Origin of the sequence: Tessaracoccus bendigoensis DSM 12906 (assembly GCF_900141915.1) — a bacterium.
Lineage (GTDB): Bacteria > Actinomycetota > Actinomycetes > Propionibacteriales > Propionibacteriaceae > Arachnia > Arachnia bendigoensis.
Genome location: NZ_FQZG01000009.1, coordinates 23,295 through 39,393, shown reverse-complemented (window position 1 = coordinate 39,393; position 16,099 = coordinate 23,295). Strand labels below are relative to the sequence as shown.

Here is a 16,099-nt window from a genome sequence, read left to right as displayed (position 1 = left end):
AATCATCATGACGACCATCGCACTCATCGCGGTCAACCTGATAGCCATCGCCCTACTCACGTTCGGCCTCTACTTCCGTCGCCATCATCGGCGCGACCTGGTGGTCGCCTTCCTCGGCGTGAACGTCGGGGTGATGGCGGTGGCGCTGGTACTCGGCGCCATGACGTCCACCAGCCTGGGGCTGGGCCTGGGCCTGTTCGGGGTGTTGTCGATCATCCGGCTGCGCTCCACCCAGATTGACCAGCGCGAGGTGGCCTACTACTTCGCCGCGCTCGCCCTCGGCCTGATCGCCGGGATCGCCACCGACCTGCTGCTCGCCAGCGCCCTGATGACGATGATCGTCGCGGCGATGTGGGCGGGCGACCATCCGGCGCTGCTGAGCCGCAGCCACCAGCAGGTGATCACGCTGGACCGGGCAATCGCGGACGAGGCCGAACTCCGCAGCGAGCTGACCTCGCTGCTGGGTGGGCCGATCGACCAGGTCACCGTCACCCAGCTCGACCAGGTGCGCGACCTGACCGTGGTGGACGTCCGCTACCGCCAGCGGCAGCGCAGCAACACCGGCAGGCAGGCAATCGTGCATGAGCCCAGCCGTCACGAACTCCAGGAAGCGGGACGGTGATGACCACCCTGCCAATCGATCGGTTCGCACCGATCACCCTTCCCGAACTGTTGACCGAGGCCGAGCTGCTCACCCGGTTCGACCGCAAGTACCTGCTCGACCCGCGGCAGACGCAGACCCTGCTGCAGGAGTTCGACCCCCACACACGGGTGTTGGAGATCGACGGACGGCGGTGCTTCCGCTACGAGTCGGTCTACTTCGACACCCCCGACCTGCTCAGCTACCGGCAGGCAGCCCACGCCCGCCGTCACCGCTTCAAGGTCCGCACCCGCAGCTATCTCGACTCGGGCCAGGCTTTCCTGGAGGTCAAGGTGCGCGGCGACCGCGAGGTCACCGTGAAGGACCGGATCGGATACGACCTCTGCACCCGCGACCAGCTCACCGATTCCGGCCGTGACTACACCGAAGACACCCTCCACCAGCTGGGAATGGACCGCTCGGTCGCCGAGCAGCTGCATCCCACCCTGGTCACCCGCTACGGACGCATCACCCTGCTCCCGCCGGAGCCCGGCGTCCGGGTGACCATCGACACCGATCTGTCCTGGAGCGCCATCCATTCAGCAAGGACTGCACACGCCCGCGTCGCGGATGGCGGCGATGACAGTCGATCCCTGGCTCTACCAGACCTTGTGATCGTCGAGACCAAGTCGGGCGCTCACCCGTCTAGCATCGACCGGCTGCTCTGGCGCAGCGGTCACCGTCCACTTTCCATCAGCAAATACGGCACCGGTCTAGCCGCTCTACGCGGCGACCTACCTTCCAACAAATGGGCGCGCATCCTGCGCCACCACTTCCACACCGAGGAGCTCTCATGCGCCGCCTGAAAACCTTCCTGGCCGGACTGGCCACCATCGCCGTCCTGGCGGGCTGCACCGCGCAGCCGACCTCGTCCGCCACCACCGACACCTCCACCACGACCAACACCTCAACCACGACCAACACCTCCACCACGAGCGGCGTCACCGCCGCCGAGGTGCTGGCCGCGAACGAGGACGCCACTACCGTCAATGACGACGAATGGTCGCTGGACGACGCGGTCGACATCGCGCTGACCGGCTCGAGCGCCACCACCGACGCCGACGGTGCGACGGTGGATGGCAACACCGTCACCATCACCGCTGCCGGCGTCTACCGGCTCTCCGGCTCACTTGCCGGCCAGATCGTGGTGGATGCCCCGGATGACGCACTGGTCGTCCTGGTACTTGACGGCGCCGAGATCACCAGCAGCACCACAGCGGCGATCGCCGTGCTGAACGCCGACGACGTCGGCATCTACCTGATGGACGGCACCAGCAACACCGTCTCCGACACCTCCAGTTACAGCGAGGACTCGGACGTGAATGCCGCGCTGTTCAGCGAAGCGGACCTGACCATCAGCGGCACCGGTTCGCTGACCGTAACCGGCAATGGCAACGACGGCATCACCAGCGAAGACGACCTGGTCATCCTCTCCGGGACCATCGCCGTCACCGCGGTGGACGACGGGCTCCGAGGCAAGGACTCGCTCACCGTCGAGGGCGGCACCATCACCGTCACCGCCGGTGGAGACGGCCTCAAAGCCGACAATGAGGACGAGGACACCCGCGGATACCTGGATCTCTCGGGCGGGACGATCACCGTCACCACCGGCGACGACGGGCTGGACGCCGAGACCGACATCGTGGTGACCGGCAGTGACGTGACCATCACCACCAGCGCGGTCGACACCGATGAGGCCACCTCGAAGGGCGTGGACGCGGGCGCGGTCTTCATCATCGAGGACGGTTCGCTCACCGTCACCGCCTCGGTCGAGGCAGTCGAAGCCGCCACCGTGGTGATCGTCGGCGGAACGGTCGACCTGACAGCCAGCGACGACGGCATCAACGCCTCCACCGGCACCGGCGCATCCATGCAGGCCGACGCCGGCGCCTCGCTGGAGATCTCCGGCGGAACCCTGACCATCGACGCTGAAGGCGACGGGCTGGACTCCAACGGCGACATGCTGATCTCGGGTGGCACGACCACCGTGTTCGGCCCCACCCGCGGCGGCAACGGTGCGCTGGATACGAACGGCTCGATCACCATCACCGGCGGCACACTGACCACGTTCGACACCGGTGACATGACAGAGGCCCCCGATGCGGCCTCAACCCAGGGCTGGCTGATCGCCTCCGTCTCCGGCAACGCCGGCGACGCGGTGACCATCACCGACGCCTCGGGCACCGCAATCGCCCAGGTCACCTCAGCCAAGTCGTTCAGTTCGGTCACGTTCACCTCCGCCGACATCACCGACGGCGAGAGCTACCAGGTCGCGACCTCGTCCGGCTCGGCCACGGTCACCGCCGGCGAAGGCGGCATGGGCGGTATGGGCGGTGGCGGTACGGGCGGTACGGGCGGAGCCCCCGGGCAAGGAGGTCCCGGCGGCAACCGCTGAGCATGCGACACAGGAGGCGTCCCTCGGACCAGCCGTGGGACGCCTTCTGACGCCTCCGCCTGAGCCCTTTGGTAAACAGATGGGTCAGGACGGAGTACTGAGCCTCAAGTGGAGCGACGGGCAGGGTCGTCCGGCCTCGTCGGTCTCGCTGCGGCCGATGACCTCGAATCCGCGGTGAGTTTAGAAGCCCGCGGCCGAGACGTTCTGCTCGTTGACATCAACCTGGGTGACGCGGCTTCAATGTCATCTCATTTCGCATGTGGGGCCGATGACGCGGGGCCGCGTCTGCCAGCACAGGACCTCGCGGCTGGCTACGTGCACAGGCTTCTCTAAGCAACCGCCAAGCCACCTCCCAGAGACGCTTCCTAGCCTCGACGTATGTACGAAGGAGGAGCTATGAGCAGGGAAAACGCAGGACCGCGAGGCCGGTTCGATCGTGGGATGCGCCGCCGCATCCTCGGCGCGTCGACAGCGGGAGTCATGTTGATCTCGATGGTGGGCTGCGCGGGCAGCACGCAGGAGGCCTCCACCTCGGTCTCGAACCCAGCAGCATCGGCCACCGCGACATCGGGCTCAGATTCGGCATCGGCCGCAGCCACGGCCAACACCGAACTCTCGAGCGGCTCGGTCACCGTGACCGTGGGCGACAAACAGATCACCTACACCGCCGCCTACCTGGTCGATGGCATCGACGCGACCATCTCGGGTGGCACATACGCGTCGACCAGCGCGGACGAGGTCGTCTTCCTGGTGGTCAACGGAGGATCGCTGACCGTGAGCGACGCCACTGTCGACAAGTCCGGCGATGCGACCAGCAGCGACTCCCAGCGCGCCTCCGACGTCTCCGACGACTACAACTTCTACGGCATGAACTCGGCGATCGTGGTGGTCGGCAATGGCAGCACCGTCAGCGTCGGCGGGACCACCATCACGACGACCTCGTCGGGGTCAAACGCCGTGGTCGCGGTCGACGAGGGCAGCGCGACGGTCTCTGACACCACGATCCGCACGTCCGGCAACTCCGCCCGCGGGCTGCACGCGACTTACGGCGGCACGATCGAGGCATCCGACATGGCGATCGCGACGCAGGGCGCGCATTGCGCTGACGTGGCTACCGATCGTGGCGGCGGCACAGTCACGGTGACCGGCACCAACTCCTTCTCGACCGAAGGTGACGGCAGCCCTCTCATCTACTCGACCGGCGACATCAGCGTGGACGGCATGACCGGCACCTCATCCAGTTCGCAGGCAATCGTGGTGGAGGGCAAGAACTCCGTGACGCTCACCAACTCGGAGGTCACCAGTGCCGGCAGCGACGCAGTGATGATCTACCAGTCGATGTCCGGCGACGCGGCTGACCAGGACTCCGCTGGCTCCGTCGGGACGGTCGCCATCGAGGACACGGCGATCACCTACACCGGTGACGGTCCCGTCCTCTACTTCACCAACACGACCGCGAAACTGGCGCTGACCAACATCACAGTCGACTCGGACGCGACCGTCCTCGCCTCAGCGGCCGAGGACCGCTGGGGGAACTCCGGCTCGAACGGCGCCGACGTCACCCTGACAGTCAGCGGATCGCAACTGACCGGCGACGTGGACGCAGGCGACAGCTCCACCATCACCGTCAGCCTCACCGATGGAGCCACGATCGACGGCCAGACCTCCGGGTCGGTCACGATGTCGTAGCCCGGCCCTTCCGCAGGTATCGGCGGCGGATCGCTGGTGACGGGTCTCTCCACTGGTGTCGCGGCGGCGCCGGACTGGGACTGTAAGGCCTGCCACGATCGTCCATCGAGCTGCCAGGTGGTGGTGATTGTCGTGGACACCAGCGGTTTGTGGCCGATACCAGCAGTATCGCTGGACACCAGCCGTATACCGCTGGTGACCAGCCTTTCCGCAGGTATCGGCGCCGGATCGCTGGTGTCGAGCCTTTCCGCTGGTGTCGACGTCAGAAGGCTGGTATCGGCGCCAGAAGGCTGGTGTCGTGGCGGCGCTGGACTCAAGACCTCCTGACAGGGTGAGATCTTCGACCAATGACCTGAGCGGGAATCGAATCCGGCCTCCGTGAGCCATCGCGAGCGCCCTGGGGAGCCACTCGGCCGTCAACGCGACCCGAATCGATCATCCACAAACTTCCTCACGCTTCTCCTGGACGGGCATGACGACCAAGGTCAAAGTGCCTTGTGGGAGCCTCGATGGGAAAGCGGCCGACTACGCGTGTCAGGAGTTCTGAGCCCCCGGCCCGCCCGCTCATCGTTCGATCACGCCCCCATGGACAACTCGAGGTGGCTGTGCTGCGCGTGCAGCTCTAGTCAGAGGTACTGAGGGAGTCGATGACGCCCTCGAGGAAACGTTCGCACTGCTCGATCTGCTCGAGCGCGATGAACTCGTTGGGCGCGTGGGCCTGGGCGATGTCGCCGGGACCGCAGACCACCGTGGGAATACCCGCCTGGGCGAAGAGGCCGGCTTCGGTACCGAAGGTGGCCTTGTCCGGGCTGGGGATCGCACCGCAGGCTGCGGCGAAGCTCACAATGTCGGCGTCGTCGGGGGTGTCGACGCCCGGGGCTGCGGCGACGACGGTGAGCTTCGCGCCTGCCTCGGGGTTCTGCGCCGACATGACGGCATCGATGCGCTGCACCTCGGTGCGGAAGCGTTGCGTGAGCTGCGCCTGATCCACCGCGGCAACCGATCGGAACTCGAAAACCAGCGAGCATTCGGCGGGCACGGTGTTGACGGCGATGCCGCCGTTGATCTGGTTCACCGAGAGGGTCGTGAAGGGCACCACGTAGTGCTCGTCGAAGGGGCCGTTATCGCGGAACTCGTCAGCGATGCGCTGAGCGAAGACTGCGAACTCGGAGGCATGGACGATCGCGTTCACGCCCTCGGGGGTGAGCGACGAGTGCGCGGCAACGCCCCGGAAATCGATGCGGAACACATTGATCGACTTGTGCCCGAGCACGACGCGCATACTGGTGGGTTCGCCGACAATGCAGCCTCGGGGGGTGAGACCCGCCACCTGCATCGCCTCGATCAGGCTCACTGCGCCGAGGCAGCCGACCTCTTCGTCGTAGGAGAACGCCAGGTGAATCGGCTCTGCCAGACGTGCTTCGACGAGCTGCGGCAGCTTCGCGAGGATGACGCCGATGAAGGCCTTCATGTCGCAGCTACCCCGACCATAGAGCAGGCCGTCACGAACGACCGGGTCGAAGGGGTCACTCGCCCAAACCTGCCCATCGACAGGCACGACGTCGGTGTGCCCGGACAACACGATGCCCCCGCTGGTGGTGCCGTCCGCCGCTGGAATCGTCGCGAAGAGGTTCGCCTTTGTGCCGTCCTCGTTGGGCACGAGCGTCGGCTCGACGCCGACCCCGCGCAGCTTCTCGGTGACGTACTCAACTATCGCGAGGTTGCTGTCGCGGCTCGTCGTGTCGAAGCGCAGCAGGCGCACTACCTCATCGAATGCTGCGTTGGTTGCACCTGTTGACATCTGCCGCTCCTTGGCGAATCGTCCGACTGTGCCATTCAAGCCCAAAAGACCAGCAAGGCCAAGGTGTGGGACGGCGTGGCTGCACCAGCTGGGGGCGGGAACCATGGTGTTCGACCTCGACCCGCCGCTTTCGAGTCGCTGCTGCGGCCCTGAGACCGGGTGTATGCTGTTTGGCTCACCGAGGCGACCTGGTCGCATGCTCGGCCATTTCGCAGGAAGTCGAGGAGTTCCGGTCTCATGACTTCTTGTATCGCATCGCCCGCATTCAACAACGCCCAGCAGGCGTGTGCGCGGAGCAACTGGATCGAGCCATGATGTTGGTCAACCGTCCAAAGGTTGGCGGCACCATGGACATCCTCCGTCTCCACGATGCCGAGAGAAGGAAGTAACACGCAATGGCACAAGGTCGCCCGAGGTCGAGCGCATCAGAGTCCAGTCCAGGTGGCCGCCAGGGGGAAGAACAGTCGGCTCGTCCGAAACACATTCTCCGCACGTTGTCCGGCTCGTTGCGCCAATACAAGAAGCAGATGTATCTGGCTCCCCTGTTTGTCGCGCTTGAGTCCATTCTGGAGATCCTCATCCCGACCTTGATGGCCCAGCTCATCGACCAAGGCATCACTGGCGGCTCGATGCCGGCGATCGTCAAATTCGGCTTGATCCTGCTCCTGTGCGCGCTGCTGTCCCTTGGGTTCGGCACCCTGTCAGGCAGATTCGCAGCCATCGCCGCCGCCGGTTTCGCGAAGAACCTCCGCCACGACCTGTTCGAAAAGGTGCAAGGTTTCAGCTTCACCAACATCGATCGCTTCACCACCGGATCGATCGTGACGAGGCTCACCACCGACGTCACCAACCTGCAGAACGCGTTCATGATGCTGGTGCGCGTTGGCGTGCGCGCGCCGATCATGGTCGTCGTCGCCTGGATTTTCGCGTTCCGCATCAATCCGCCGATCTCGGTGGTTTTCCTCATCGCCATCCCAGTCCTCGGCCTTGGCCTGATCGGTGTCGCTCTGATCGTGCATCCGGTGTTCGAACGCGTTTTCCGCACCTACGACGAACTCAACACCGTGGTAGACGAAAACCTCAGGGGCATGCGCGTCGTCAAGTCCTTCACCCGCGAAGGCCACGAAGTGTCGAAGTTCAAGGCGATCTCCATGAAGATCTATCGGGACTTCCTCAAAGCAGAGCGGGTGTTGAGCGTCAACATGCCACTGATGCAGGTGAGCATGTACGCCTCGATGATCGTGATCGCCTGGCTCGGTGCCACCCAGATCGTCGCCTCCGGCAATGACGCTGCCCTCGGCCTGACCACCGGCGACCTGACCGCGCTTGTCACCTACGCCATGCAGATCCTGATGAGCTTGATGATGCTGTCGATGATCTTCGTCATGGTGATCATCTCCACGGCTTCCGCAGAGCGCATCTGCGAGGTGCTGGTCGAGCAGACCACCGTTACCGCCCCCTCCGACCCCGTGATGCAGGTCCCCAATGGGTCAATCCACTTCGACCATGTCGGATTCAGGTACTCAGACAACGCGGAGAAGCCGGTACTCGAAGACATCAACCTCAAGATCGACTCCGGCGCGACCGTCGGCATCGTGGGCGCCACCGGTTCGGCCAAGTCGAGCCTCGTCCAGCTGATTCCACGCCTCTATGACGTGACCTCAGGCTCACTCATGGTCGGCGGCCACGACACCCGCCACTACGACCTTGTTTCGTTGCGCGAGGAGGTCGCCATGGTGTTGCAGAAGAACGTGCTGTTCTCGGGTACGATCGCCGAGAACCTGCGGTGGGGAAACCCGGACGCCAGCGATGAGGACCTGATCCGCGCAAGCAAACTCGCCCAGGCCGACGGTTTCATTCAGGAGTTCCCGGACAAGTACGACACCCGCATCGAGCAGGGCGGAACCAACGTATCCGGCGGCCAACGGCAGCGATTGTGCATCGCGAGGGCATTGCTCAAGAGACCCAAGATCCTGATCCTCGATGATTCGACCAGCGCAGTCGACACATTGACCGACCAACTGATACGTGGTGCTCTCCGCACTGAGATCCCTGATACAACGAAGATAATCATCGCGCAGCGCATCGCATCGGTCCAGGAATCCGACCTGATCGTCGTGATGGACGGTGGCCACATCCTCGATCAGGGAACACACGACCAACTACTGGACACCTGCGAGGAGTACCGCGCAATCTACGAATCGCAGACCCGCAACCAGGCGAGGCCAGAGGAACTGGAAGGAGCGGCCAAGTGAGCACCCCAACTGCTACGAGAAAACCTGCTGGCCGCAGGGCTGACCCCGGCACCGTCAAACGGATCTTCGGATACGTGTTCCAGTATCCGTCCCAGGTCTGCCTGGTGGTGGTATGCATCCTGATCTCCGCTGCCGCCCAGGCCGGCTCGGCACTGTTTCTCCAGACTCTGATCGACACCTACATCCTGCCCCTGATCGGCACCCCCGACCCTGCCTGGGCACCGTTGGTGCAGGCCCTGATGCTGATGGGCTGCCTATACGGGGCGGGCGTCCTTGCGACATGGCTGTTCAATTTCCTGCTCGTCGGAGTCGCGCAGGGCGTCCTGAAGAAGATCCGCGACGACATGTTCGCCCACCAGCAGTCGTTGCCGATCCGCTACTTCGACTCTCATGAACATGGCGATGTCATGAGCCACTACACCAACGACACCGACACGCTGCGTCAGGCGATCACCCAGTCGTTCCCACAGATGTTCTCCTCGATCATCACCTGTTTCGCGGCGTTCCTGTCGATGCTGTGGTTGTCCGTGCCGCTGACCGGGTTCGTGGTCCTCTTCACGGTGATGCTGTTGATGGTCGTGCGCGGCATCCTTACGCGCTCCGGCCGGTTCTTCATGGGACAGCAGGCCTCGCTGGGTACGGTGAACGCGTTCGTGGAGGAATCGGTCAACGGCCAGAAGGTCATCAAGGTCTTCAACCACGAGCAGGCCACGCAAGAAGCCTTCGACGAGCGGAACGAGGAGTTGTTCGGGGCGGCCTCGGCCGCTAACACGTACGGCAACATCACGATGCCTGTCGTGCTCAACATGGGGTTCCTCCTCTATGTGCTGCTCGCAGTCATCGGTGGGGCGGCAGGAATCGCCGGTTGGCCCAATCTCTCACTGTCTGGCACAGGCACCTTCACCCTCGGCACGATCGTGTCATTCCTGACCTTGAGCCGTTCCTTCACCAACCCGATCGGTCAGGTTTCCCAGCAGGCCAACATGGTGCTGATGGCGGTTGCAGGCGCCTCCAGAATCTTCCGGTTGCTTGACGAGCCGGCGGAGGACGACGACGGCACCGTGACCCTGGTCAGGGTCGAACTGGGCGACGACGGACGAACGATGACGCCGGTCGACCACGAGACCGGCCATTGGGCGTGGCAGCGCGCCCAAGACGACGACGGCACGCAATCCCTCGCGGCTGCACAAGGCCTCTCGCCCCGGGCAGCCGAGGTCGCGGCAGCGGCGCGGGAATCGGCGATCACCTCCCCCAACGGACGCCTGACCCTCGTACGCGGTGACGTGCGCTTCACCGACGTGACCTTCGGCTACAACCCCGACCGGCCGGTGCTGCATGACATCACCTGGTTCGCCGAGCCCGGACAGAAGATCGCCCTGGTCGGCGCGACCGGTGCGGGCAAGACGACCGTGACTAACCTCATCAATCGCTTCTACGACGTGCAGGAGGGGCAGATCCTCTACGACGGCATCTCCGTCAAGAACATCAGGAAGCCGGATCTGCGATCTTCGCTTGGTGTCGTCTTGCAGGACGTGAATCTGTTCACCGGCACGGTGATGGACAACATCCGCTACGGGAAGCTGAACGCCACGGACGAAGAGTGCATCGCGGCCGCCCGGCTCACCAACGCGGACGGGTTCATCCGCATGCTTCCGAAGGGCTATCAAACGATGTTGGGAGGCGATGGCTCCGGTCTTTCGCAGGGCCAGAGTCAGTTGATCTCGATCGCCCGGGCCGCGGTGGCCGATCCGCCGGCAATGATCCTCGACGAGGCAACCAGTTCCATCGACACCCACACCGAGGAAGTGGTTCAGGCGGGTATGGACAACCTGATGAAGGGGCGCACGGTCTTCGTCATCGCCCACCGGTTGTCCACCGTCCGCAACTCCGACGTCATCATGGTGCTTGACCACGGCCGCATCATCGAACGGGGCTCACACGAAGAGTTGATCGCGCAGCAGGGCACCTACTTCCAGCTCTACACGGGCGTCTCGGAGCTTGACTAGGAGACCAGTGCCTTCTTGCCAGTGATTCCAAGGTCCATCGACCAAGGACACGAGGGTATCCGCCCTGGCCATTGTCTTCATCGCGTTCCGATGGTTGGCTGGTCGTTCAACCGTCCCCTGCGACCGGAGCCCTGCTATGAGACCAAGCAGCGTCCCTCTCACCGATATTCCATCGGACACCGCACTGGCGACCGTGCACGACGTCTTCACGGTCGGACATTCCACCCGGGACTTCGACGAGCTGATCGGGATGCTCAGACAAAACCAGGTTTCCACGCTGGTCGACGTCCGTTCGTACCCGTCATCGCGCGCATATCCACAGTGGAATCAGGACGCCATCATAAACTCACTCCCCGACGACCTCGACTACGTGTGGATCCGCGATCTCGGCGGTCGCCGACACACCCCGGCCGGGGTGCCCAGCGTCAACGGCGGCTGGCGGGTCAAAGCTTTTCGTGACTACGCCGACTACATGGCAACCCCTGGATTCCAGGCCGGGCTCCACAAACTTCTCCGGGTCGCCGAACACGGCTCGCCCGCGATCATGTGCAGCGAGGCCGTACCCTGGAGGTGCCACCGACGGCTCATCACCGACGCCCTCCTGGCCCGACGAGTGCCCGTGTTCGACATCATGTCCGAAACCCTGACCCGGCCGGCAAAGACCACCCCGTTCGCACGGGTCGAAGGGCAAGTCATCACCTACCCGGCGCGCTCATGTGGCTAGCTAGCTAAGGGGGCACTGGCAGTGCCTCCCACGGCACCTTCGCGCGTGGTGTAGTTGAGTCCATGTTTGGTGCTGTGATTCATGCCCCCGGGGACGTCCGCTTCGAAGAACCTCCCGATCCTACGATTGTCGAGCCGACGGACGCGATCGTCCGTACGGTCGCCGCCTGCGTCTGCGGGTCGGACCTTTGGCGCTATCGCGGCATCGCACAAGTGCCGAGCCCGACGCCGATCGGCCACGAGTTCTGCGGCGTGGTCGAGGCGGTCGGCGACGCCGTATCCACAGTCGAGGTCGGCGACTTCGTCGTCGGCGGCTTCAACCCATCAGACAACACCTGCCCACTGTGCCTCAAGGGGGCACACGCCAACTGCATAAACGGCAACCACTACGACGGATGCCAAGCGGAGAAGATCCGGATCCCACTTGCGGACGGCACACTGCTGGCTACCCCAGGAATGCCGGACGCTGATCTGATCCCGAGCATCCTCGCCCTGTCGGACGTGATGTGTACCGGCTGGCACGCAGCGGTCAGCGCCGGCGTCGGGCCAGGCAAGAGCGTCGCCGTGGTGGGTGACGGCGCCGTCGGGCTCTGCGCGGTACTCGCATCCGTGCAACTCGGGGCAGAGGTCGTGATCGCGATGAGCCGCCACGCCGACCGGCAGCGAGTCGCTACCGAGTTCGGAGCCACCCACATCGTCGCCGATCGAGACGAGGCCGGCATCGCCGCGGTGAAGGAACTCACCGACGGCATCGGTGCGGACTGCGTCCTGGAATGCGTCGGCACCGAGTCGTCACGGCAGCAGGCGGTCGGCTGCGTCCGCGACGGCGGGAACCTCGGCCTTGTCGGCGTCCCGCACGGCGACCTACCGGTCAACGAACTGTTCTGGCGCAACGTCGGCATCAAGGGTGGGCCTGCGCACTGCCGGGCCTACCTACCCGAACTGCTCGACCTGGTGCTGGCCCGCAAGATCAACCCCGGCCTGGTGTTCGACCTCGAACTGCCGCTCGCGGAGGTCGCCGAGGGCTACGCGGCCATGGATGAAAGGCGCGCGATCAAGTCACTGCTGCGTATCTGAGCGGGCCAGCCGAGGCAATGGTACGCGGCGTCATAGGCCAAGAGATTCTCGCGGAGACCAAATGCGCGCAGTCGGAGGGCCGCCGCGCTGGGCCATCGCTGGATGGGCAGGTCAACGAAGTCGGCCAAGGCCTCATGTGCCCTGTTTGCACTCAGCCGCCCCATGCCACAGAGGCTGATCGGGGTTCAGAGGCATCTTCCGGCCAGGCGAAGCGCCGAGTCGACGTAGCCTCCCCCGAACAGGTCGGCATGCATGATGATGATCCCCAACTGATGCAGCGCGATGCGCTCGCGCCACCCGTCGGCCAGCGGCGACTCCGCGTCGTAGCCCGCGTAGACGTCGTCGAGATGGGCAAACCCGAAGACGGAGAGCGTCGCGAGGTCCGTCTCCGCATGGCCGCCGTGCGCCATCGGGTCGATGAGGGTGGCACCAAGTTCGGTCCCGTCGTAGAGGACGTTGCCCGCCCACATGTCGCCGTGGACGCGCGCCACCTCGTGACCGGCGTCGCGCACTAGCCGCGGCTGAGGGCTGTCGTGGCGTCCGGCGCTCAGATCATCGGCGAGGCGGGAGAACACCCGCGCGGCCCCGGCGTCGATCACGCCGTTGTCGAGGAGCCGCCGGGCGAACGGTTCGATGCGCCAGGTTGCGTAGAAGTCGCCCCAGGAGGTGGCCGCCTCGTCGGCGGCAAGGGCCAGAGGGGTGCGCGAGTTGCCCACGAAGGCGGGCCCTTTCCAGCCGTCCGGCGGGCACCCCCACCACGCGGCACCCGCTGCGTGCGTGTGGGCCAGCGCCCGACCGAACGCCCGTGCCTGTTCGGGGCTCGGTTGCGCCTCGTGGACGTACTCGATCTCCAACTGCCGGGCGCCGACGCCGATCACACGCGCAACACGCGCCCCGCCCGAGGGTTCGGCCTCGGCCAGCCACCTCAGCCCCGCAGCCTCACCGAGCGGATTGCCGCCCGACTTCGTGAAGGTTCTCGTCATGGCGACCCAGTCTATGAGGGGGTCCCATGCACGCTCCGGCTCGGCTCAGTCGCCGCTCCTGGGTCAGCCGCGCCTAGCCCGCCGTCCTCACTGTTGCGGGAGCCGAGGCCCTACCAGGAAGGGAAGACGGGGCGGGGGTTCGCGGCCAGGTCCAGGCGGAGCGCAGGATGAAGGCCAGGAGCAGCACCTCGACTCCGATGGAGAGGCCGTAGAAAAGGGCCCACTCCCAGGTCGCCCCTGCCGCGTTGAAGATCGAATAGGGGATGTAGAGCGATGCGACGACGAGGTTCGTGGCTCGGTTCGCGCGGGCGGGCAGCGTCATGGAGAGCATCACCATCAGGGCCGGGATCGACACGGATACGAGCATGACGGTCAACAGCGTCGAGTTCACGGCGAACCTCCAGACGAGGCCATTCAGGATGCCGTCCACGACGCCGGGCTTGTAGAAATTGAGGATGTCGACGTAGATGTAGAGGAACATGAAACTGGTCCATGCGGCGGCGATCTTGGCCTTCACCGGGATCTGGGGGGTGTCGAACTTGGGGGTCTTCGTTCGGATGGTCATCGGTTCTTCCTTCTCGAGTAGCGGAAATTGCGAGGCGTGCGTGCGCACGGATTGGGTCGTTCTGGCCGGTGCTGTCTTCAGACGGTGATCACGACCTTCCCTCGGGTATGGCCGGCCCCGACGTAGCGGAGGGCATCGCCCGCTTCGTCGAGCCGATAGGTGCGGTCGACGACGGGCGCGATCTGCCCGGTCGTGAGCAGGTCGGCCAAGGTGAGCAGGTCCTGGCGCTTCGCGAACGACGTGAAGGGCCTCAGCCGCTGGCTGCTGAACCCCGAAAGTAGACGGGCCTTGATGATCCGGCCGATTGGGCCGAGCCAGCGCCCGCCGTGTCCGCTGTTGGGGATCAGGGTGCCGGTGGGCGTCAGCGCTTCACGTACGGCCGCAAGCGGTTGGGCCTCCACGTTGTCGAGGATCACGTCGTAGCGCCTGCCGGCGCGAGCGAAGTCGGTCGAGGTGTAGTCGACGACATGGTCGGCCCCAAGCGAGCGGACAAGGTCGACGTTGCGGGTGCTGCACACCCCCGTCACCTCGGCGCCGAACGCCTTGGCGATCTGCACGGCGAAGGAGCCCACACCGCCCGAAGCGCCCGTGACCAGCACCGTCAGGCCTGGCCGGACGTGGGCGACATCGCGCATCGCCTGCAACGCCGTCACGGCCGACGTGGGCACGGTTGCCGCCTCCACGATCGACAGGTTGGCTGGCACGGACACGAGGTTGTCGGCAGGCACGCAGGAGTACTCCGCGAGCGTTCCCGCCGCGCTCCAGCCGAACACCGCATCGCCTGGGCTGAGGGTGGTGACCTCTTCTCCGACCGCAGCCACCACGCCGGCGAGGTCTGTGCCAGGGATGGCGTGGCGCGGCCGTCGGAGCCCGAAAGCCAGGCGCACCAGGTACGGCTCCCCGGTCATGATGAAGTAGTCGCCAGGATGCACCGAGGCCGCGCCCACGCGGACGAGCACATCGCCTGGTCCGGGCAGCGGTAGCCCGACCTCGGACGGCTCAAGCACCGAAGGCGGGCCGTAGCGGTGCCGGACGACCGCCCGCATCGTCTCCGCTGCCCCCGGCAACAGGTGCATTCCAGCATCCGATCGCTGTTCGATTTCCATCCAAGACTCCTCACGTCCGAGGTGGCTACCGCCACCAGGAAGCAGTCCGTACGTTGTACGTCGTACGCTGTACTACTTCCGTACACCGTACTATGAACGTACGCTTGGCGATTGTCAAGCAATTTCGGATGAGAGGGATCCGTGTCCGCGAACGAACAACGCCAGGTCGCCCCCGAGTCGGGGCTGAGCAAGCGGCGGCTGGTGGTCGAGGCCGTCTGCCTCGCCGACCGCGAGGGGGTCGACGGGGTGAGCATGCGTCGGCTCGCCGGAGTGCTCGGCGCGGGCGCCATGTCGCTCTACCACTACGTGGCCAGCAAGGACGATCTGCTGGACGCCATGATCGACGTCGTGTTCGAGGAGATCGAACTCCCGTCCGCAGAGGGCGACTGGCAGGAGGCGATGCGGCGGTCTGCGGTTTCCACCATGCAGGTTCTCGCACGCCACCCGTGGGCGACCAGCCTGATGGAGTCGCGCACGACGCCGGGGCCGGCGAACCTCCGCCACCGGGAAGCGTTCACCGCCTGCCTCCGAAGGGCCGGCTTCTCGGCGCTGACGGCGACGCACGCAAACTGGCTACTCAACAGCTACGTCTACGGCTACGCGCTACAGGCTGCCAGTCTGCCATTCGACACCGCCGACCAGCTCGCTGACATGGTCGGGGAGGTCTACCTCCCCCAGCTTCCTCCTGAGGAGTTCCCCTACCTGAACGAGTCCGCCGTCGCGCTCGTCGCGGCCGGCTACGACCCGGCCGGGGAGTTCGACTTCGGCCTCGACCTGGTCCTGGCCGCCCTCGAGTCCCTGAGTACCTCCGCGCAGCAGAGCCAATGAGCGATCAAGGCCGGGCCGACATCGGAGACAG

The 16,099-nt window shown here is 65.2% G+C and carries 13 protein-coding genes; 9 read left to right on the top strand and 4 right to left on the bottom strand.

The window, feature by feature from the left end; all coding sequences use genetic code 11:
• Positions 1-7: 7 nt before the first annotated feature.
• The 4 genes from BUC15_RS03230 to BUC15_RS03210 all read left to right on the top strand — a co-directional run bounded on the left by BUC15_RS03230 (position 8) and on the right by BUC15_RS03210 (position 4,724).
• The gene (locus BUC15_RS03230) at positions 8-622 is read left to right on the top strand and encodes a DUF4956 domain-containing protein (protein WP_073186115.1); all 615 of its coding nucleotides are present in this window, start codon (positions 8-10) and stop codon (positions 620-622) included.
• Positions 622-1,446 (top strand): polyphosphate polymerase domain-containing protein, encoded by an 825-nt coding sequence (locus BUC15_RS03225; RefSeq protein ID WP_073186114.1) that lies wholly within the window; start codon positions 622-624, stop codon positions 1,444-1,446. The genes BUC15_RS03230 and BUC15_RS03225 overlap by 1 nt, the downstream gene beginning before the upstream one ends.
• Entirely contained in the window at positions 1,434-3,035 is a 1,602-nt protein-coding gene (locus tag BUC15_RS03220) for a carbohydrate-binding domain-containing protein (RefSeq protein WP_073186113.1), read from the top strand. Before BUC15_RS03225 ends, BUC15_RS03220 begins: the two co-directional genes overlap by 13 nt.
• Before the next feature lie 396 nt (positions 3,036-3,431).
• Entirely contained in the window at positions 3,432-4,724 is a 1,293-nt protein-coding gene (locus BUC15_RS03210; RefSeq protein ID WP_245787868.1) for a hypothetical protein, read from the top strand.
• A 622-nt stretch (positions 4,725-5,346) separates the two neighbouring features.
• On the opposite strand, the gene argE is transcribed toward BUC15_RS03210, so the two are convergent.
• Positions 5,347-6,525 carry an acetylornithine deacetylase gene (gene argE, locus BUC15_RS03205; RefSeq protein ID WP_073186112.1) on the bottom strand — a complete coding sequence of 393 codons (1,179 nt, stop codon included), beginning with the start codon at positions 6,523-6,525 and terminating at the stop codon, positions 5,347-5,349.
• A gap of 494 nt (positions 6,526-7,019) precedes the next feature.
• Between argE and BUC15_RS03200 the strand changes: the two genes are divergently transcribed.
• The 4 genes from BUC15_RS03200 (at position 7,020) to BUC15_RS03185 (ending at position 12,586) form a co-directional block, all read left to right on the top strand.
• Positions 7,020-8,780 carry an ABC transporter ATP-binding protein gene (locus tag BUC15_RS03200; protein WP_245787867.1) on the top strand — a complete coding sequence of 587 codons (1,761 nt, stop codon included), beginning with the start codon at positions 7,020-7,022 and terminating at the stop codon, positions 8,778-8,780.
• The gene (locus BUC15_RS03195) at positions 8,777-10,786 is read left to right on the top strand and encodes an ABC transporter ATP-binding protein (protein ID WP_073186110.1); all 2,010 of its coding nucleotides are present in this window, start codon (positions 8,777-8,779) and stop codon (positions 10,784-10,786) included. The genes BUC15_RS03200 and BUC15_RS03195 overlap by 4 nt, the downstream gene beginning before the upstream one ends.
• Positions 10,787-10,922: 136 nt before the next feature.
• Complete coding sequence (locus BUC15_RS03190; RefSeq protein ID WP_084189321.1) at positions 10,923-11,510, top strand: DUF488 domain-containing protein; 588 nt, start codon at positions 10,923-10,925, stop codon at positions 11,508-11,510.
• Between the two features lie 62 nt (positions 11,511-11,572).
• A complete protein-coding gene (locus tag BUC15_RS03185; RefSeq protein ID WP_073186109.1) occupies positions 11,573-12,586 on the top strand; it encodes a zinc-dependent alcohol dehydrogenase family protein in 1,014 nt (337 codons plus the stop codon).
• A gap of 185 nt (positions 12,587-12,771) precedes the next feature.
• Here the strand turns inward: BUC15_RS03185 and BUC15_RS03175 are convergent, their stop codons facing one another.
• The 3 genes from BUC15_RS03175 to BUC15_RS03165 form a co-directional block, all read right to left on the bottom strand.
• Entirely contained in the window at positions 12,772-13,569 is a 798-nt protein-coding gene (locus BUC15_RS03175; protein ID WP_073186108.1) for a fructosamine kinase family protein, read from the bottom strand.
• A 73-nt stretch (positions 13,570-13,642) separates the two neighbouring features.
• Complete coding sequence (locus tag BUC15_RS03170; protein ID WP_073186107.1) at positions 13,643-14,134, bottom strand: DUF6326 family protein; 492 nt, start codon at positions 14,132-14,134, stop codon at positions 13,643-13,645.
• A gap of 77 nt (positions 14,135-14,211) precedes the next feature.
• On the bottom strand, positions 14,212-15,240 hold the full coding sequence (locus tag BUC15_RS03165; RefSeq protein ID WP_245787866.1) for an NAD(P)-dependent alcohol dehydrogenase: 1,029 nt from the start codon (positions 15,238-15,240) through the stop codon (positions 14,212-14,214).
• Between the two features lie 141 nt (positions 15,241-15,381).
• Here BUC15_RS03165 and BUC15_RS03160 point away from each other — a divergent pair, with 141 nt between their 5' ends.
• On the top strand, positions 15,382-16,068 hold the full coding sequence (locus tag BUC15_RS03160) for a TetR/AcrR family transcriptional regulator (RefSeq protein ID WP_073186106.1): 687 nt from the start codon (positions 15,382-15,384) through the stop codon (positions 16,066-16,068).
• Positions 16,069-16,099: the final 31 nt, after the last annotated feature.